Below are 17,544 nucleotides of genomic sequence, written 5' to 3'. Positions count from 1 at the left end.
GCGCCCTGTGGTCGTGTCTGGCCGTGTGGTCCGGCATTGGGAAAGGACCATAGTTTACGTTAACGTAAACGTCAACAGCGCGATGGGCGTGGACGTCGGTTTTGGCCCATCCGATGGGCATAAGCGGCGATTCCGACAAAGGAAGGCGGGAAAACCTTGTTTCGAGTAACGCCTTTCGGTTGATTTATCCTTCCGGTTCGGTCAGACTTTCGACGAAAAGACGAACAGGGAACGCGCCGCCACGACTCGGCTGCGTGCAAAGGCGGGATGGCAACGGACGTGCAGCAGCGCGCGGCAGAGGACGAACCGGCAGAGACGTCTGCGCCGCCGGCGCGAAAGCGGCGCGCCCGCTTCACCGTCAATGCCGCCATGGGCGACGGCAAGGCGATCGCCCCGCTTCCCGGCTCGCTGCGCCAGCCCTTCCGCTCGCTCGGGACCCTGCTGTCGGTCGGCCGCAAGGCGCGCCTGATGCACACGGCGGCGCGGCTCTATCCCATCCTCCAGCGTATCGAACAGAAACTCTACCCCGAGCAGCAGCGCCTGCTGGAGGACATGGCGTTCGACGACGCCGTCCACGACGCCGGCGCGGTGGAACGCGGCCTGCGCATGTTTGACGGCGCATGGGCGGCCCGCCTCATCGCCGTTCGGGGCGCCGACGGCAAGCCCATCGCGCCCGGCAACCGCAAGCGCACCGCCGCCGCCTGCGGCCTGACGGTGGCCGAGGCCGAACGGCTTTTCATCGAGCGCGCCGTCGACGCCGCGTTCCGGGAAAACCCCACCATGGGCGCCAAGCTGAAAGGTGCCGTCGGCGACCTGGAGGGCCTGCGCAAGGTCCGACTGATCGCCAACCTCGACGCGCTGACGGTGGAGGAGTTCTCCAAGGGCCTGGGCCAGAACTTCATGCCGCAGCTGGCGCGGCTGCCGGGCGACCAGCTGGCCGCCGTGGTGAAGCTCAAGCCCTACCACATCCGGCCGCTGCGGATGATCCTGACGCGGGACTTCCACAAGGTGCTGCAATGGACACCGGAGTTCCTGACGGCGGTGGCCGAGAGCTTTACCTGCGTCGAGCAGATCCGCGACCTGGACGACAGCATCCTCGATATCGAGGACCCTGAGGCCATCCGTGTGCTGGGCGCGTGGACCATCATCGACATTACCGACAAGGTGAACGACGAACGCCGCGCCCGCGGCCAGTCGCGGCTGAAGGGCCGCCGCTTCGAGACCGACATCGGCGCGCTCCGCCGCATCCTGGGCGGATCGTTCTCGGACCTGGTGCAGCGCGGACCGGCTTTGCTGGCGGCCTATGCGCAGATCATGGACGACCTGCGCACCCTGCCCTCGGAGAAGCGGCCCGACCGCATCGACCAGATGCGCGTCTTCACCGAACGCTATGTGGAATACATGACGCCGCAGGTGCTGGTGGCGCTGAAGATCGTCGGACCCAACAACACCCGCGTCACCGACCGCCAGCCCACCGACCCCACCTTCGGCGAGGCGCTCAACCTGCTGGAAGGCCTGTGGAACAAGGACCGCATGGGCCGCAAGTTCTTTGAAGGTCCCCTGCAGGAGCCCAAGGGCGCGGGCGCCATCGCTGTGCTGGTGAAACAGTTCGCCGAGATGAAGCAGCGCGGCTCCATCAAGGGCGAAGGCGAGATCGTCCAGATCGTCGCCCACAGCGACCTGCTGGACGGACCGCTGCGGCCGTTCATGAAGCTGAAGTAAGACCGAGCGCCGCCCGAAATCCCACAGGTGCCGCCTGGCGCGGGCGACTGGCCGCCGCGCCGCGCCGCGCCGCCCGATCACCGTCAAACGATCAACCGTCTGAAGACGCCCGTGCCTCCGCGCGCGCCAAGATCCAGTCGAGGATCGTGTCGAGGGTTCCCGGCGCGTAGGCCCGCCGCCCCTCCAGCAGGAAGGCGCCCAGGGTGTACCACGGCCACTGGCTCACCAGCTGCGTGTTGTAGCGGTCGGCCTTGAGAAGCCCGTGCGTGGCGCCAGGCACCGTCACGATCCGGTTCGCGGGATGATTGCCAGCCGCCGTGTCACGGTAGACGCGGGCGGCTCCGGCCGCGTCCACGTTCAGGTCGTTGGCGCCCCACAGGGCGAGCAGCGGCAGCCGCAGGCGCCGCAGGTCGTCGGTGGCGTCGGCGGTTCGGTTGCGGCGGATGAAGGCCCGCCGGTCAGGGTCGAGGCCGTCGGGCAGCGCGGCGGGATCGACATGCGCCGGGCCGAACAGACGGTCGTCCTCGCGGGCCAGGCGGTCCAGTTCGGCCTCGATCCGGTCCGGCGCCATGCCCTGACGCTCAAGCCGCGTCCGCGTGTAGTACCGCCCCTGGTCCTGCCAGGAGACGGCCGGGCCGGCCAGCACCAGGAAGGCCGCATCCTCCTGCCGCAGCTTGGGCAGCACCCACCCCGCCTGGGAGAACCCCAGGGCGCCGACCGGCACCGGCGCGATGCGGCGTCGCAGGGCGGCGAGCGCGGCGCGCGTTTCCGCCGCGCGGTCGTCCATGGACTGATCCAGCCAGTTGCCGGCCGACCCGCCCGTGCCCGGCTTGTCCCAGGCAACGACGGCAAGGCCGGCATCCAGCAGGGTGTTGATCAGCTGCGCGTAGCCGCCGCTGGCGGTGCGGTCCTGCGGGCCGTCTCCGTGGACCAGCGCAACGGCCGCGCGTGGCGGGCCGTCCGGCAGCCAGAGCGAGCCCGCGAGCCGCCCGTCCGGCGTGGCGACGGAGAAAGCTTCGCTCTGCCGGTGACCCAGGTCGTGATCCTCCAGCCGCCACATAAGGACGGCGCCGGCCACCGCCAGCGCGGCGAGGAAGCCTCCCGCAACCAGCAAACGTCGCAGCCATGCCATTTCACCCGCCCTGCTGTGCCCCTATATGCCTCTTGTTGTATGACATCCCAGCCAGGACCCGCCATGACCGAAACGCACCGGCCGTTCCACATCGAAGCGGGCTTCCGGCCCGAACACAGACGGCAGGCCGCCGAAGGGTACTGGGAGGCGTTCGCGCGGAAACTGCGGTACCCCCTCGGCCCCCGGCACCGTGCGGTGACCTTCATCGAGCGCGTCCTCGACCCGGCACATGCCATCAGCGCGGTATCCGATGACGGCCTGTTCCTTGGTGTCGCGGGCTTCAAGACCGCGCGTGGCGCCTTCGTCGGCGGCACGATCGCGGACCTCGCGGCGGTCTACGGCTGGCCCGGCGCCGCGGTGCGCGGCCTGCTCGTGAGCCTTCTGGAGCGTTCCTGCGAGGATGGCACCCTGCTCATGGACGGCATATTCGTGGCGCCGGCGGCGCGGGATCGCGGCGTGGGCACTGCGCTGTTGACCGCCGTGGAGCGGCACGCGGCAGCCTGCGGCCTGGCGCGGATCCGCCTTGACGTCATCGACCGCAACCCGCGCGCCCGCGCCCTGTACGAGCGGCATGGATACGGCGCCACAGCGACAGCCTTCCTCGGCCCGCTGCACCCCCTGTTCGGTTTCAAGTCGTCCACCACCATGCTCAAGGCCGTGAACGGGGCGTGAGCACGACGCGCCCAACACGGGCGCCGTTCGGGTTCCGCTCATGGCGGCAGACATGTTTTCAGCGATGATCTCCACCGACCGCCGCGCAGGCCGGGTGCCGCCTCTGCGGCGCCGTGTCCGTTCCATCCCGCGGAAGGTGGCCGCGCGCGCGAGGGAGTGCCGCGTCGCAATCCCTCGCCTGCTTCGACCCCGGTGGCCGCCTCCTACTGCGCCACCACCGCGTTGGCGTCCAGCGCGTAGCCGGCGGCTCGCACCGTGCGGATGACGTCCTGTTCCTTCTCGCCGTTCAGCGCCTTGCGCAGGCGGCGGATGTGGACGTCCACCGTGCGCGGCTCGACGTAGATGTCGGGGCCCCAGACGGCGTTCAGCAGTTCCTCGCGCGAGAACACGCAGCCCGGATGCTCCATGAGGAACTGGAGCAGGCGGAATTCCGTCGGGCCGAGGTGGACGTAGCGGCCGCCGCGGGTGACGCGGTGGGCCGACAGGTCCATGGAGATGTCCTCGTAGGCCAGCACGCCCTTGCTCTGCTGCACCGGCTGCGAGCGGCGCAGCAGGGCCGAGATGCGGGCCATCAACTCGGGCATGGAGAACGGCTTGGTCAGGTAGTCGTCGGCCCCGGTGTTCAGGCCGCGCACCTTGTCACTTTCCTCGCCGCGCGCCGTCAGCATGATGACGGGCGTGTCCTTGGTGGCCGGCTTGCGGCGCAACTGGCGGCAGACCTCGATGCCCGACATCATGGGCAGCATCCAGTCCAGCAGGATGAGCTGCGGCGTGTTCTCGGCGGCGACGGTGAGGGCTTCCTCGCCGTCGGTGGCCTCGACCACGCGATAGCCTTCCTTCTCCAGGTTGTACCGGAGCATGGTGACGAGGGCGATTTCGTCCTCGACGATCATCACGAGCGGCTTCATCGGTTGTGCTACTCCGTCCCTTCCCCGGCCGGCTGCCGGGTCGTCAGGCTGTAATCCTGGTCGTTGCCCTTGGGGCGGCGGCCGCGCAGGGGCGTCCCCTGGACCAGGAAGTGAATGGTCTCGGCCACGTTGGTGGCGTGGTCGCCGATGCGTTCGATGTTCTTGGCGATGAACATCAGATGGGTCGCCGCGGTGATGTTGCGCGGGTCCTCCATCATGTAGGTGACTAGCTCGCGGAACAGGCTGGTATGAAGCTCGTCCACCTCCTCGTCGCGCTGCCAGACGTCGATGGCCTTGCGCACGTCGCGTTCGACGTAGGCATCGAGGATGTCGTTGATGAGTTCCTGCACGATCCGGCCCATGGCGGGCATGGCGGCGATGTGGCGCACCGGAGCCAGTTGGTTGAGCACCATGGCCCGCTTGGCGACGTTGGCCGCGTAATCGCCGATGCGCTCGATGTCGGCGGCGATCTTCAGGGCGCTGACGCAGTTGCGCAGGTCGTCGGCGACAGGCTGGCGCAGGGCGATCAGGCGCACGACGAAGGCGTGCACCTCCTGCTCCATCTCGTCGATGCGCTGGTCCGACGTGATGACCCGGCCCGCCAGTTCGCTGTCCCGGCGCGCCAGCGCCTGCAGGGCCGAGGCCAGTTGCGCTTCCGCCAGGCCGCCCATGCGGACGATCATGTCGGTCAGCTTCTGAAGGTCCTCGCCGAAGGCGCTGACGGTGTGTTCGGCTTTCTTGATCGACTCGTCGGTCACGACTGCTACTCCCGCGGCGGGATCACGGCCGATTACGCCGCGCTGCCGCCCGCTGTGCCTGCCGTCGGCGCCCTGGCCGGCGGCCGGAACCGATCCCCCCGGTCCCGTGCCGCCGCCGGCCTGCGCCGTCTCTCCCCCACGCCCCCGCGCGGGCTTTCCGTCAGCCGAAGCGGCCGGTGATGTAGCCCTGCGTCAGCCGGTGCTGCGGGTTGGTGAAGATCTGCTCGGTGTCGCCGCACTCCACCAGGTTGCCCAGGTGGAAAAAGGCCGTGCGCTGGGAGACGCGGGCCGCCTGCTGCATGGAGTGGGTGACGATGACGATGGTGTAGTTCTCGCGCAGTTCGTCGATCAGCTCCTCGATCTTGGCCGTCGCGATGGGGTCGAGCGCCGAGCACGGCTCGTCCATCAGGATCACCTCGGGGCTGACGGCGATGGCGCGCGCGATGCACAGGCGCTGCTGCTGGCCGCCGGACAGGCCGGTGCCGGGCTGGTCCAGGTAGTCCTTCACCTCGCCCAGCAGGCCGGCGCGGTCCAGCGAGGACATGACGATTTCCTCGATCTCGTCCTTGCCGCGGGCGATGCCGTGGATGCGCGGGCCGTAGGCCACGTTCTCGAAGATGGACTTCGGGAACGGGTTGGGCTTCTGGAACACCATGCCGACCCGGGCGCGCAACTGCACGACGTCCACCCGCTTGTCGTAGACGTCCTGGCCGTCCAGCGTGATCTTGCCGGTGACGCGGGCGATGTCGATGGTGTCGTTCATGCGGTTCAGGCAGCGCAGGAACGTGGACTTGCCGCAGCCCGAGGGACCGATGAAGGCGGTCACCTCGTTCTCCTTGATGTCCAGGTTGACGCCCTTGATCGCGTGCTTCTCGCCGTAGTGCACGTGCACGTCGCGGCTCGCGATCTTCGGCGTCTCGCCCGGGCCGAGCAGCGGCGCGCCGGCGGTCTCCTGCGGGGCGGGCGGCTGTTCGGCGTCGGCCTTCGGCGCGGTCGGGGCAGCGGCGGTGGCTTGCGTGTTCATCGGGTCGGGTCCTACCAGCGACGTTCGAACTTTTTACGAAGGAGCACGGCGGCGGCGTTCATGAAAACCAGGAAGGCCAGCAGCACCATGATGGCGGCCGAGGTCTTGGCGACGAAGGCGCGCTCCGGGCTGTCCGCCCACAAGTAGATCTGCACGGGCAGAACGGTGGACGGGTCCATGGGGCCGCCGGGAACGTCGACCACGAAGGCGACCATGCCGATCATCAGCAGCGGCGCCGTTTCACCCAGGGCCTGCGCCATGCCGATGATGGTGCCCGTCAGCATGCCGGGCATGGCCAGCGGCAGCACGTGGTGGGTAATCATCTGGAGCTTGGAGGCACCGACGCCAAGGGCGGCCTCGCGGATGGACGGCGGCACCGACTTCAGCGCCGCGCGGCTGGCGATGATGATGGTCGGCAGCGTCATCAGCGTCAGCACCATGCCGCCCACCAGCGGCGCCGATCGCGGCAGCCCGAACACCTGGAGGAACACCGCCAGGCCCAGCAGACCGAACACGATGGAGGGCACGGCCGCGAGGTTGTTGATGTTCACCTCGATCAGGTCGGTCCACTTGTTCTTGGGCGCGAACTCTTCCAGGTAGACCGCCGCGGCCACACCGATGGGGAAGGACAGCGCCAGCGTGACCACCAGGGTGTAGAAGCTGCCGACCACGGCGCCCCAGATGCCGGCCAACTCGGGCTGGCGGCTGTCGCCGTTGGTGAACAGGTTGGTGTTGAACGCGGTCTCGATCAGGCCACGCTCCTGCAGCGTCTGGAACCAGCCCGCCTGGGCGTCGGAGATGCGGCGCATGTTCTCGGGCGCCGAGAGGTCGATCTGGCCCTTGTTCAGCACGTCGAAGTCCGACGAGACCGGCGAGGTCAGGGTGAACTCGCGGCCGATCAGGTCCGGGTTCTCCTCGATCATGCGCTGAAGCTTGAAGCTGGCGCCGTCCGACAGGATCGAGTACAGGGCGCGGCGCTCGGACCGGCTCTCGACCTCGGGGAACTGGGCTTCCAGGGCGTCCCGCAAAGGTTTGGCGAAGTTGGCGAAAGCGATGCTCTTTTCGGTCACCTCGCCGTCGGCGTTGGCGACCAGATCGCGCTCCACCGTCACCGGCAGGCTGATGGAGGTGATGACGAAGGCCGTGTAGCCCTTGGACACGATGCTGACGAACAGCGTCGCGACCATCATCAGCGCCGCCGCGATGGCGATCACGCCATACATGCGGAAGCGCTTCTCGGCGCGGTAGCGGGCTTTCAGGCCGGCGTTGACGCGCTCGGCGGTGGTGCTGGTACGGGTACTCACGGCGGTTCCTTCGGCTGCGGCGGTGGCGGCCGGATCATAGGCGTTCGGGCGGGGCGATGCCATGGTCCGATCCCTCCCTTACTCGTACTGCTCGCGGTACTTTCGTACCACATGCAGGGCGATGACGTTGAGGCACAGCGTGATGAGGAACAGCACCAGGCCCAGCGCGAAGGCGGCCAGCGTCTTGGGGCTGTCGAACTCCTGGTCGCCGACCAGCAGGGTGACGATCTGCACGGTGACGGTGGTGACCGCCTCGAAGGGGTTGGCCGTCAGGTTGGCGGCCAGGCCGGCGGCCATCACCACGATCATGGTCTCGCCGATGGCGCGCGACACGGCAAGCAGCACCCCGCCGACGATGCCCGGCAGCGCCGCCGGCAGGACCACGCGCTTGATGGTTTCCGAATGCGTCGCCCCCAGGCCGTAGGACCCCTCGCGCATGGCATTGGGCACGGCGGTGATGACGTCGTCCGACAGCGAGCTGACGAAGGGAATGATCATGATGCCCATGACCAGGCCCGCCGCCAGCGCGCTTTCGGAACTGATCGAAAGGCCGAACAGCTGACCCGAGTCGCGGAAGAAGGGGGCGACCGTCAGGGCGGCGAAGAAGCCGTAGACCACCGTCGGGATGCCGGCCAGGATTTCCAGCACCGGCTTGACGATGCCGCGCACCTTGCGCGGCGCGTACTCGGCCATGTAGATGGCCGACAGCAGGCCGATGGGCACGGCGACCGACATGGCGATGGCCGAGATCAGGAACGTGCCGGCGAACAGCGGGATGGCGCCGAAGCTGCCCGAGCTGCCCACCTGGTCGGTGCGAAGCGAAATCTGCGGGCTCCAGTGGGTGCCGAACAGGAAGTCGGTCACCGGCACCATGGAGAAGAACCGCAGGCTTTCGAACAGCAGCGAGAGAATGATGCCGATGGTGGTGAAGATGGCGATGGTCGAGCAGATGACCATGAACACCTTTACCGCCATCTCCACGCCGTTGCGGGCGCGCAGCTCGGGGGACACGCGCTTCCAGGCCCAGCCGGCGCCGCCGACGGCCAGCGCCAGCACCACCACCGTCAGCAGCCAACCGCCGGTCGCCTTCAGGCTGTTGTAGTAGGCGGCGGCGTCGCGCACGAGTTCGCTGCTGGCGGACGCGATGTTGCCCTGCGCGGTGTTGCGGATGTCGTTGAGCAGCAGCCCGATGCGCGAGTCCGACATGCGCTCGCCGTCCGGCCCCATCAGCGCCGTGTCGGGCAGCGACGCCAGCGTCAGCTGGGTCAGGATGGTGTCCTGGAAGGCCAGCCACAGCCCCAGCATGATGAAGGCCGGAATGCCGCACCACAGGGCGACGTACATGCCATAGTAGCTGGGCAGCGAGTGGAGCTTGCGCGTCTCGCCTCCGACAACGGAAACGGCGCGGCCGCGCCCAAGCCGGAAGCCGACGACCGTCAGCACCAGCAGGACGAGGATGAGCGTGAACGATTGCATGGGCTCTCGCTAAACCGACGATGGGGAAAGGGGTGCCTTCAACGGCGTCGTCGTGACTATGGATCAAAGCATGATTTGTCGAGTCTGAATCGCCCGGCGTTCATTTGGTTCCGCCCGTGAAATGACGGGCCGCCGGCAAGCCGTGATGGCCGGCCCCGAGGGACCGGCCACCCAAGCTATTGGAAAACCCGATTACTTCTTCAGGTCGTCCATGGTGATCGGCGTCAGGTTCATGGCCTTCTCGCGGTATTCCTCGCGCTCGGCCTCGTCCATGGCGATCAGGCCCTTGTCGACCAGGTATCCGTCCGGACCCCAGGCGCGGGGGCTGGTGAACTCGGCCACGAAGGCTTCCATGCCGGGGATCGTGCCGACGTGGGCGTTCTTGACGTAGAAGTACATCGAGCGCGACACCGGGTAGGCGCCCGACGCGATGTTCTCGTAGGTCGGCTGCTCGCCGTCGACGACCGAGCCCTTGAGGGCGTCGCTGTTCTGCTCCAGGAAGGAGAAGCCGAAGATGCCGAAGGCGTTCTTGTTGGCCTGCAGCTTCTGGACGATCAGGTTGTCGTTCTCGCCGGCTTCGACGAAGGCACCGTCTTCACGCATGGTGGCGCAGGTGGCCTTGTGCTCGTCCTTGGACAGCTCGATGCCTTCCAGCGGGCCTTCGCAGCCCTCTTCCATCACCAGCTCGACGAAGGCGTCGCGGGTGCCGGACGTCGGCGGCGGGCCCAGGACCTCGATCTCGGTGTCGGGCAGGTCGCCGGAGATGTCCGACCACTTGGTGTAGGGGTTTTCGACCAGCTTGCCGTCCACCGGAACCTCGGCGGCGAGGGCCAGCCACAGCTGCTCGCGCGACACTTCCATGTCCGGACCGGTCTTGTCGTTGGCGATGACGATGCCGTCATAACCAATCTTCATCTCGGTCACGTTGTCCACGCCGTTGCCGAAGCAGTTCTCAAGCTCCGTCACCTTCATGCGGCGCGAGGCGCCCGTGAAGTCGGGGTTCTCGGTGCCGACGCCGGCGCAGAACAGCTTCATGCCGCCGCCCGTGCCCGTGGACTCGACGATCGGCGTGCTGAATTCGGTGGACCGCCCGAAGTTCTCGGCCACGGTGGTCGAGAACGGATACACCGTCGACGAACCGACGATGCGGATCTGGTCGCGGGCCTCGGCGGCGCCGGCAGCGGCGACGGTGGCCAGAGCGGCCAGGGCGATGGTCTTCTTGATCACGTGGACCTCCAGTGAGTCAGTCGAGCGACAATAGGCTCTAACGAATATCGAGCCTGACGGCCGGGAGACCCCCGGCTCGGCACGCGCTGACTGTAGTCAGGAACGGCGACCCCTTTGTGACAGAAGATTTAAAGTTATGTGACAACGGCGACCGTTGTAAAAACTTGATAATTTCCAACGGATTAGACCTTGCCGGCGCCTTGTCTAATGCGCCTTTCGGATGAAGGCGGGCGCGCCTTTCCGCCTGCCGGTCGCGGTTCTGTAACAGACTCGCGCGCAGCGGCTTTGCGCGACGTGGCGCGCAAGCATTTCAGGATCCGTGCGACAGGAAGCATCGGGCCGCCGCGGCCTCGGAACGGCGGCCGTCCTACGTCTCTTTGGCGAGGGTGCGCAGGGCGGTGCGGGTGGCCTCGGCGTCGGCGCGCAGACCCTCCAGGTCCTTGCGCAAGTCCCCGGGCAGGTCTTCGAGCGCCAGCGCGTCGTCGACGGCCTTGATCAGTTCGATCTCGTCATCGATGGCCGCCTCGGTCAGCGTGCGCGCCTCGGTGCCCAGAAGCCCCGCCATCAGGCGCGTCGCCAGATGCGACCAGGCCTGGCGGTCGGCATCGGGGGTGGACGGCAGGTCGCCCATGGCGCGCACCGCGTCCTCCAGCCGTTCCAGAACCGGTTGCCGCCGGGCGGAGGCCTCGCGCAACAGGTTGGCCAGCTTCGGCTGTTGATGGTCGGCGTGGATTTCCTCCGCCATGTCCCCCAGCGACCGTTTGAGCGCGACAATCACGTCGTCGACGGCCACCACGCGCGCATCCCGCAGCATGTCCTCGTCCTCCCCCGCGTCCGTCGGCCGGCCCGGCTCGTACTCCACCGGCACGATGATCTCCAGCGCCTCGGGCAGCACCTCGAAGACGGCCGGCGTGCAGGTGGTGACCTCGCCGTCGGTGCTGACGTCCATCGGCGGGTCAGTTGAAATCGTGAACCGCCGCCCGGACATCTTCACCGAGCTTTCAAGCTGGTCATGCCACCCCGCCCGGATCAGCGGCGCCGTCAGCACCAGCCGCCACAGGCTCTGCGGCTCCAGGCTGTAGAGGTCCAGGCGCCCGTCGTCGATGGCCGCTTCCGGCGCCACCCGCATCCCCCCACCGTAGCAGCGGCCATTGCCCACCGCCACCTGGATCGATTGCACATCGGTCGCGTTGCCTTCGTCGTCCTCTATGTGAGCGGCGAAGGCCTGGCCTTCATCCAGGACCTCGCGCACGCGGATGGGATAGCTGAGCACCCCCCAGCGCCGCTTCAGCGCCCCGTCCAGGTTCTTCGACAGCTGCGCCGCGGCGCCGATGGAGGCGACGTTGAAGAACAGCTTGCCGTTGACCCGTCCCAGGTCGATGCGGTGCCGCCGGCCGCGCGCGATCACCCGCGCCGCCTCCACCGGATCGGGCAGGATCTCCAGCGTGCGCGCCAGATCGTTGGCGGTGCCCAGCGGCATCACCCCGAATGCGAGCCCTTGGGCGTGAACGTGGTCTACCGCGGCGTTCATGGTGCCGTCGCCGCCGGCCATGATGACCATGGCGGCGTCCTGCCCATGCTCGGCGATGAGGTCGCGGACGTGGTCGGGGGACTTGCTTTCAAGCACCTGGACGTCCAGACCGCCCTCGTCGCGCAACACGGCCAGGCAGTCGTCCAGCTCGGCGAAGGCGCGCGAGGCATTGCCGTTGATGATGAGAAGGGCGCGGCGGCGGGCGGTCATCGTCTGAGCGCACTCCGCCGCCGGGATGGCGGAACGGCCGGCATGAGCAGCGTCACTCCTGGCCCGGCTTGCCCTTGGAGCGCACGCCTTCCTCGAACACCTTGACCTCCTTGCGCAGGGTGTCCAGGCGTTCCTGCTGGGGCTGGCTGCGGTCGGGCATGGCCTCCAGGCGCTGCAGTTCGCCCCGGGCGGCGTGGTATTCGGCTTCGTTCACGGCGGCGTCTCCCTCACTGCTGTCACGGGGGCTTCTTGTCGCAAGAAACGGGGAAGCCCGCCCGCACGTTGCCGGCCGGGCGCCTTTGTTCTTTATATGTTCCAAACGCCGTGGCATGCTGCACGTCATGGATACGCGCCCCGATTCTCCCACGCCCCGCCGCGGGGCGGTCACAAACGCCGTCGGCCGGTTCGAGCGCCACGCGCGCCACCGCGAGGACGACGGCTGGAACCGTCCGCCCGCCGCCGAGGACTGGGAGGAACCGCCGCCCCTGCGCACCCATGTGCAGCGGGATGCCTCGCGGTCGATCCTGGCGCGCAACACCTCGCCGGACATTCCCTTCGACCGCTCCATCAATCCCTACCGGGGCTGCGAGCATGGCTGCGTCTACTGTTTCGCGCGGCCGACCCATGCCTATCTGGGGCTGTCGCCGGGGCTGGACTTCGAAACGCGCCTGTTCGAGAAGCCCGACGCCCCGGCCCTGCTGGAGGCGGAACTGCGCAAGCCCTCCTACCGCCCGGCGCCCATCGCGATTGGCACCAACACCGATCCCTATCAGCCCATCGAGCGCACCCGCCGCATCATGCGCGGCATCCTGGAGGTGCTGCGGGACTACCGCCACCCGGTGACCATCGTCACCAAATCGGCCCTGGTGACCCGCGACATCGACATCCTGGCGCCCATGGCGGCGGCGAACCTGGCGCGGGTGGCGGTTTCCATCACCAGCCTGGACCGCATCCTGCAATCGACGCTGGAGCCGCGCGCCGCCACGCCCGGCGCGCGGCTGGCGACGGTGAAGGCCCTGTCGGACGCCGGCATCCCGACGGCGGTGATGGTGGCGCCCGTCATCCCCGCGCTGACCGACCACGAGATCGAGGCGCTGCTGGCAAAAGCCGCCGAGGCGGGGGCCGAGGCCGCCGGATGGATCTTCCTGCGCCTGCCGCTGGAGGTGCGCGACCTGTTCGAGGAATGGCTGCGCGAGCACCACCCGGCGCGGGCCGACCGGGTGCTGTCGCTGGTCCGCCAGGCGCGCGACGGTCAGCTCTACCAGTCCGCCTTCGCCAGCCGCATGAGAGGATCGGGCCCGGTGGCGGAGCTGATCGGCCAGCGCTTCCGCATCGCCGCCCGCCGCCTGAACCTGACTCCGCGCGACGTCGCCCTGGACGTCAGCCAGTTCCGCCGGCCGCCGCGCAAGGGGGACCAGATGACGCTCTTTTGAGGAACCGGCCGTCCTGGCGCTTCCTCGGTCAGCCGCCCTCGTCGACCGGAGCGGCGCGAAGCTGGTGCAGCGGGAAGGACTCGACGTCGCCGATCAACTCCACAAGCTGGCGGGCGATGTGGTCGACGATTTCCGCGCCCCGTTCGGCGTCGGCATCCTCGGCGTCGCCCACCGCGCCCTCGGGGTTGAGGTCCTGCGCCGCCCAGGCGAAGCCCGCAGGGCGGTCGGTGCGCAGCACGGCGCAGTCGGTCGCCAGCACCTCGCCCAGGCTGTGGAAGCGTTCGATGGCCTCGGTGCGCACCAGGTCGGCGCGCAGGTGCAGCATCATGCTGGTCTCCACCGCGCCGCCGTGGATGCCGTTGGCCAGTTCGTCCTCGGGAAACAGGCCGTCGGGTACGCCCAGGCGATAGGAGTTCACCCGCGCCACCAGCATCCCGTGGTCCCGGCGCAGGCGGCTGGCGACGATGTCGACGATCTGCCCCTGCCCGCCGTGGGTGTTGAAGATCACCAGCTTGCGGATGCCCGCGCGCGCCACGCAGGCGCCCACCTCTTCCCACATGCGGATCAGCGTTTCGGCCGACAGCGACAGCGTGCCCGCGAAGCCCGTGTGCTCGATGGAATGCCCCACCGGCAGGGTCGGCAGCACCAGCACCGTGCGCTCGTCGGGCAGCAGTTCCAGGGTGCGCTCGACGATGCCCTCGTTCAAACAGGCGTCGGTGTAGAGCGGCAGGTGCGGCCCGTGCTGTTCGATGGCCGCCACAGGCAGCAGCGCGATGACGCGCTCGGGATCGACCGTCGCGAAGTCCTCGGTGGTGAGGTCCTGCCAGAAGCCGCTCTGCAATCCGTTCACACCAGCCTCGTCTGTTCGTGGCATCGGGGCTTTCGCCCATGATTACCGCGTTTTGGCGCCAAAGTCGCGTGTTGTCACGGAAGAAGCCGCCCGGAACGGCCCGCCCCGCCGCGGCGTTTGCGAGGACAGAAAAGGCGCCCGACGCCCCAAACCCTGTCAAACATGAAGGAGGTCCGCCGTGGAGAACCTGAACGGCAAGACCATCGCCATTCTCGCGACCAATGGCTTCGAGCAGACCGAACTGACCGAGCCCCGCAAGATGCTCAAGGACGCCGGCGCGACGGTCCACGTCGTCTCGCCCCAGTCCGGCGAAATCCGGGGGTGGAACCACACCGACTGGGGCGGCAGCGTTCCCGTGGACAAGACCCTGGACGAGGCGAACGCCGCCGACTACGACGCCATCGTGCTGCCGGGCGGGCAGATCAACCCCGACCTTCTGCGCGTCGAGCCCAAGGCCATCGCCTTCATCAAGGCCTTCCACGACGCCGGCAAGCCCATCGGCGCCATCTGCCACGCGCCCTGGCTGCTGATCGAGGCGGGCATCGCCAAGGGCCGCCGGATGACGTCCTACCACTCCATCCGCACCGACCTCGCCAACGCCGGCGCGGACGTGAAGGACGAGGCCGCGGTGGTCGACGAAGGCATCGTCACCAGCCGCAACCCCAAGGACATCGAGGCCTTTTCCAACGCCGTGGCGGCCGAGGTGGCCTCGGGCAAGACCTATCAGCGGGCCGCCTGAGCGCCGCCCGCCGATGCGAAGCGGCCGAACAGCGGCCGGGCCTGACCGCCCGCGCCGCGCAACCCGGGCCCGGGGAGGCATGGAGATATGATCCTGGACCTCTCCGGGCTTGCGCTCGTCTGGGTGTGGGCGATGTTCGGCGGCTGCGCGGTGGTGATCCTCGTCGCCGGCTCGCGGCTTGCCAAGACCGCCGACGAACTGGCCGACCGCACCGGCCTGGGGGAAGCCATCACCGGCGCCGTCTTCCTCGGCGCCTCCACCAGCCTTCCCGGCATCATCACATCGGTGACCACCGCCGGCTTCGGCATGTCGGAACTGGCCGCGTCCAACGCGCTTGGCGGCATTGCCGCGCAGACCCTTTTCCTGGCGGTCGGCGACTTCTTCTTTCGCCGCGCCAACCTGGAGCACGCCGCCGCCTCGCTGTCCAACCTGGCGCAGGGGACGCTTTTGCTGTCCCTGCTCGCCCTGCCGCTGGCCGCCGCCTCGGCGCCGGAGTTCACTCTTGCCGGCGTGCATCCGGCGACGCCGGTGATGTTCGGCACGTGGTTTTACGTCATGAGGGTCATCCGGGGCATGCAGGACGCGCCAATGTGGAGTCCTGCCAAGACGTCGGAAACCGTGTCAGAGGAAGACCAGCCCGAAGAGGATTCGGGCAGGACCATGCGCGCGCTGTGGACGCGGTTTGCGCTTCTGGCCGTTGCCTCGGGCTCGGCGGGCTACTTCCTGGCCGAGTCAGGCGTCTCCATCAGCCAGCGCACCGGCCTCGGCCAGACCGCCGTCGGCGCCCTGCTGACGGGTGTCGCCACCAGCTTTCCCGAGCTGGTCACCACCATCACCGCCATTCGCAACAAGGCGCTGACCCTGGCGGTCGCCGGCATCATCGGCGGCAACGCCTTCGACGTGCTGTTTCTCGGCATGGCCGACGTTGCGTTCCGCGACGGCTCGCTCTACCACGCCATGGGCGACCGCACGCAGTTCGTCTCGGCGCTGACGATCATGATGACGGGCGCGCTTTTGTTCGGCATGCTGCGGCGGGAGAAGCAGGGTCCCATGGGCATCGGCTTTGAAAGCGCCGCCATCCTTGCCTTGTACCTGGCCGGAATGCCGGTAATCCTGAGCTAACTTCATCGCCGACAGGAGTCGTTTCGTCTCGTGATCACCGCATACTGCTACCGCTCCGGCGCCATTCATCGCCGCGTCATCGGCCCCGGCGACCCGCTGCCCGAAGGCTGCACCTGGATTGACGCCCTCAAGCCGACGGAGGAGGAACGCACCGCGCTGACCGGCGCGCTGAACGTCGACCTGCCCAGCTTCGAGGACATGATGGAGATCGAGGCCTCAAGCCGCCTCTACACCGAAGAATCCTGCTCCTACATGACTGCGCCGGTGGTCGCCAACGCTGAAACGTCCGCGCCCGAGGCCAACGCCCTGACGTTGGTGCTGACGCCGACGACGCTGGTGACGCTGCGCTACATCGAGCCCAAGTCCATCGGCATCTTCGCCGAGCGCCTGAACCGCAACCCGCACCTGGCCGCCACCAACGTCGCCGCCCTGGTAGGGCTGCTGGACACCATGGTGGACCGCACCGCCGACGTGCTGGAGGTGATCGCAAGCCGGCTGGAACGCCTGTCGACGGACGTCTTCGATCGCGCCTGGCCGCAGGAAACCAGGGGTCCGGCAACGGAGCGCAAGCGTCCGCCGGCGGAGCGCGACTTGCAGGAGGTGCTGCGCGGCATCGGCAAGGCGGGCGACCTGGCGGGCAAGGTCCGCGACAGCCTGGCCGGGCTGGGGCGCGTGGTGGCATATGTGAATGCCGTCAAGCCGTCGCTCAGCAACGACCAGAAACGCACGCTGAAGACGGTTCTGCGCGACATCCAATCGCTGACCGAACACGCCGACTTCCAGGCCCAGCGCGTCAGCTTCCTGCTGGACGCGACACTGGGCGCCATCAACATCGAGCAGAACAACATCGTCAAGACGTTCTCGGTCGTGGCCGTGGCCTTCATGCCGCCGACGCTGATCGCCAGCATCTACGGCATGAACTTCGAGGTCATGCCGGAACTCTCATGGCCTTTCGGGTATCCCATGGCCCTGGCGCTGATGGTGATGTCCGGCATCCTGCCGCTGCTCTACTTCAAGCGCCGGGGCTGGCTGTAAACGGCATGTGCGTGAAGGCCGAAAGCGCCGTGTTGGCGCGAAACACCTTGGCCTCGACGCCCGTGATGCCGAATTCGGCCAGCCGGTTGGTGTGCTTGGTCAGGTAGGCGTGGGCCTGTTCTTCCGTCTCGAAGGCATAGATGCCGCCGGCCCGCCCGGCCTCCGCGTTCTCCGTCCAGACCTTCCAGATCAGCCCCGGCTCGGCGGCGATATCGCGCGCCAGCCCTTCAAGCTGCGCGGCCATCTCCTCGCCCCAGGGGCCGGAGAAGGGGAAGTCCATCTGAAGAATGACAGGGGCGGTCTCGGACATGGCGGCGGGCCTTCAGCGGTTGGGGTGGTTGATAAGGGCGAGCAGAGCGTCTTCGGTCTCACCGGTTCGGGCGGATTCGGCGAGATTACAC

The 17,544-nt window shown here is 68.1% G+C and carries 17 protein-coding genes; 6 read left to right on the top strand and 11 right to left on the bottom strand.

Annotated features, from left to right (window positions below; translation table 11 throughout):
* Nucleotides 1-267: 267 nt before the first annotated feature.
* On the top strand, nt 268-1,722 hold the full coding sequence (locus LG334_RS05385; RefSeq protein ID WP_404384037.1) for a hypothetical protein: 1,455 nt from the start codon (nt 268-270) through the stop codon (nt 1,720-1,722).
* Between the two features lie 91 nt (nt 1,723-1,813).
* On the opposite strand, the gene LG334_RS05380 is transcribed toward LG334_RS05385, so the two are convergent.
* On the bottom strand, nt 1,814-2,854 hold the full coding sequence (locus LG334_RS05380) for an alpha/beta hydrolase (protein ID WP_404384035.1): 1,041 nt from the start codon (nt 2,852-2,854) through the stop codon (nt 1,814-1,816).
* Between the two features lie 63 nt (nt 2,855-2,917).
* Between LG334_RS05380 and LG334_RS05375 the strand changes: the two genes are divergently transcribed.
* A complete protein-coding gene (locus tag LG334_RS05375) occupies nt 2,918-3,526 on the top strand; it encodes a GNAT family N-acetyltransferase (protein ID WP_404384033.1) in 609 nt (202 codons plus the stop codon).
* Nucleotides 3,527-3,729: 203 nt separating this feature from the next.
* Here the strand turns inward: LG334_RS05375 and phoB are convergent, their stop codons facing one another.
* The 8 genes from phoB to LG334_RS05335 form a co-directional block, all read right to left on the bottom strand.
* Nucleotides 3,730-4,434, bottom strand: coding sequence for a phosphate regulon transcriptional regulator PhoB (gene phoB, locus LG334_RS05370; RefSeq protein ID WP_404384031.1), 705 nt, complete (start codon nt 4,432-4,434; stop codon nt 3,730-3,732).
* Nucleotides 4,435-4,442: 8 nt separating this feature from the next.
* Complete coding sequence (gene phoU / locus LG334_RS05365) at nt 4,443-5,192, bottom strand: phosphate signaling complex protein PhoU (RefSeq protein WP_404384029.1); 750 nt, start codon at nt 5,190-5,192, stop codon at nt 4,443-4,445.
* A 160-nt stretch (nt 5,193-5,352) separates the two neighbouring features.
* On the bottom strand, nt 5,353-6,216 hold the full coding sequence (gene pstB / locus LG334_RS05360; RefSeq protein WP_404384027.1) for a phosphate ABC transporter ATP-binding protein PstB: 864 nt from the start codon (nt 6,214-6,216) through the stop codon (nt 5,353-5,355).
* An 11-nt stretch (nt 6,217-6,227) separates the two neighbouring features.
* Nucleotides 6,228-7,583, bottom strand: coding sequence for a phosphate ABC transporter permease PstA (gene pstA, locus LG334_RS05355; RefSeq protein WP_404384025.1), 1,356 nt, complete (start codon nt 7,581-7,583; stop codon nt 6,228-6,230).
* A 15-nt stretch (nt 7,584-7,598) separates the two neighbouring features.
* On the bottom strand, nt 7,599-8,996 hold the full coding sequence (gene pstC / locus LG334_RS05350; RefSeq protein ID WP_404384023.1) for a phosphate ABC transporter permease subunit PstC: 1,398 nt from the start codon (nt 8,994-8,996) through the stop codon (nt 7,599-7,601).
* A 192-nt stretch (nt 8,997-9,188) separates the two neighbouring features.
* Nucleotides 9,189-10,223: a substrate-binding domain-containing protein gene (locus LG334_RS05345; RefSeq protein ID WP_404384021.1), complete on the bottom strand. Its 1,035-nt coding sequence runs from the start codon at nt 10,221-10,223 to the stop codon at nt 9,189-9,191.
* A 367-nt stretch (nt 10,224-10,590) separates the two neighbouring features.
* On the bottom strand, nt 10,591-11,964 hold the full coding sequence (locus LG334_RS05340; RefSeq protein WP_404384019.1) for a lipid kinase: 1,374 nt from the start codon (nt 11,962-11,964) through the stop codon (nt 10,591-10,593).
* A gap of 52 nt (nt 11,965-12,016) precedes the next feature.
* Entirely contained in the window at nt 12,017-12,178 is a 162-nt protein-coding gene (locus LG334_RS05335; protein WP_404384017.1) for a hypothetical protein, read from the bottom strand.
* Nucleotides 12,179-12,305: 127 nt separating this feature from the next.
* Here LG334_RS05335 and LG334_RS05330 point away from each other — a divergent pair, with 127 nt between their 5' ends.
* The gene (locus LG334_RS05330; protein WP_404386303.1) at nt 12,306-13,397 is read left to right on the top strand and encodes a PA0069 family radical SAM protein; all 1,092 of its coding nucleotides are present in this window, start codon (nt 12,306-12,308) and stop codon (nt 13,395-13,397) included.
* Nucleotides 13,398-13,425: 28 nt separating this feature from the next.
* Here the strand turns inward: LG334_RS05330 and LG334_RS05325 are convergent, their stop codons facing one another.
* Complete coding sequence (locus LG334_RS05325) at nt 13,426-14,271, bottom strand: creatininase family protein (protein WP_404384015.1); 846 nt, start codon at nt 14,269-14,271, stop codon at nt 13,426-13,428.
* Between the two features lie 154 nt (nt 14,272-14,425).
* On the opposite strand from LG334_RS05325, the gene LG334_RS05320 reads away from it, so the two are divergent.
* From LG334_RS05320 to LG334_RS05310, 3 genes are all read left to right on the top strand, one after another.
* Complete coding sequence (locus LG334_RS05320; protein ID WP_404384013.1) at nt 14,426-14,986, top strand: type 1 glutamine amidotransferase domain-containing protein; 561 nt, start codon at nt 14,426-14,428, stop codon at nt 14,984-14,986.
* 87 nt (nt 14,987-15,073) lie between these two features.
* On the top strand, nt 15,074-16,108 hold the full coding sequence (locus LG334_RS05315) for a sodium:calcium antiporter (RefSeq protein ID WP_404384011.1): 1,035 nt from the start codon (nt 15,074-15,076) through the stop codon (nt 16,106-16,108).
* A 30-nt stretch (nt 16,109-16,138) separates the two neighbouring features.
* Complete coding sequence (locus tag LG334_RS05310) at nt 16,139-17,143, top strand: magnesium transporter CorA family protein (protein WP_404384009.1); 1,005 nt, start codon at nt 16,139-16,141, stop codon at nt 17,141-17,143.
* On the opposite strand, the gene LG334_RS05305 is transcribed toward LG334_RS05310, so the two are convergent.
* Nucleotides 17,121-17,453, bottom strand: coding sequence for a monooxygenase (locus LG334_RS05305; RefSeq protein WP_404384007.1), 333 nt, complete (start codon nt 17,451-17,453; stop codon nt 17,121-17,123). The two genes, LG334_RS05310 and LG334_RS05305, sit on opposite strands and share 23 nt — an antisense overlap.
* Nucleotides 17,454-17,544: the final 91 nt, after the last annotated feature.

This window comes from Caenispirillum salinarum, from assembly GCF_044803115.1.
Lineage (GTDB): Bacteria > Pseudomonadota > Alphaproteobacteria > Rhodospirillales > Rhodospirillaceae > Caenispirillum > Caenispirillum salinarum_A.
Note: the sequence above shows the minus strand (reverse complement) of the source record. Positions and strands in the feature narration are given on the sequence as shown.

What these genes read in the sequence shown, in the direction of transcription:
- LG334_RS05385 (WP_404384037.1), top strand. Translation starts at nt 268, where the DNA reads ATGGCAACGGACGTGCAGCAGCGCGCGGCAGAGGACGAACCGGCAGAG.
- LG334_RS05380 (WP_404384035.1), bottom strand. Translation starts at nt 2,854, where the DNA reads ATGGCATGGCTGCGACGTTTGCTGGTTGCGGGAGGCTTCCTCGCCGCG.
- LG334_RS05375 (WP_404384033.1), top strand. Translation starts at nt 2,918, where the DNA reads ATGACCGAAACGCACCGGCCGTTCCACATCGAAGCGGGCTTCCGGCCC.
- phoB (WP_404384031.1), bottom strand. Translation starts at nt 4,434, where the DNA reads ATGAAGCCGCTCGTGATGATCGTCGAGGACGAAATCGCCCTCGTCACC.
- pstB (WP_404384027.1), bottom strand. Translation starts at nt 6,216, where the DNA reads ATGAACACGCAAGCCACCGCCGCTGCCCCGACCGCGCCGAAGGCCGAC.
- pstA (WP_404384025.1), bottom strand. Translation starts at nt 7,583, where the DNA reads ATGGCATCGCCCCGCCCGAACGCCTATGATCCGGCCGCCACCGCCGCA.
- pstC (WP_404384023.1), bottom strand. Translation starts at nt 8,996, where the DNA reads ATGCAATCGTTCACGCTCATCCTCGTCCTGCTGGTGCTGACGGTCGTC.
- LG334_RS05340 (WP_404384019.1), bottom strand. Translation starts at nt 11,964, where the DNA reads ATGACCGCCCGCCGCCGCGCCCTTCTCATCATCAACGGCAATGCCTCG.
- LG334_RS05330 (WP_404386303.1), top strand. Translation starts at nt 12,306, where the DNA reads ATGGATACGCGCCCCGATTCTCCCACGCCCCGCCGCGGGGCGGTCACA.
- LG334_RS05325 (WP_404384015.1), bottom strand. Translation starts at nt 14,271, where the DNA reads ATGCCACGAACAGACGAGGCTGGTGTGAACGGATTGCAGAGCGGCTTC.
- LG334_RS05315 (WP_404384011.1), top strand. Translation starts at nt 15,074, where the DNA reads ATGATCCTGGACCTCTCCGGGCTTGCGCTCGTCTGGGTGTGGGCGATG.
- LG334_RS05305 (WP_404384007.1), bottom strand. Translation starts at nt 17,453, where the DNA reads ATGTCCGAGACCGCCCCTGTCATTCTTCAGATGGACTTCCCCTTCTCC.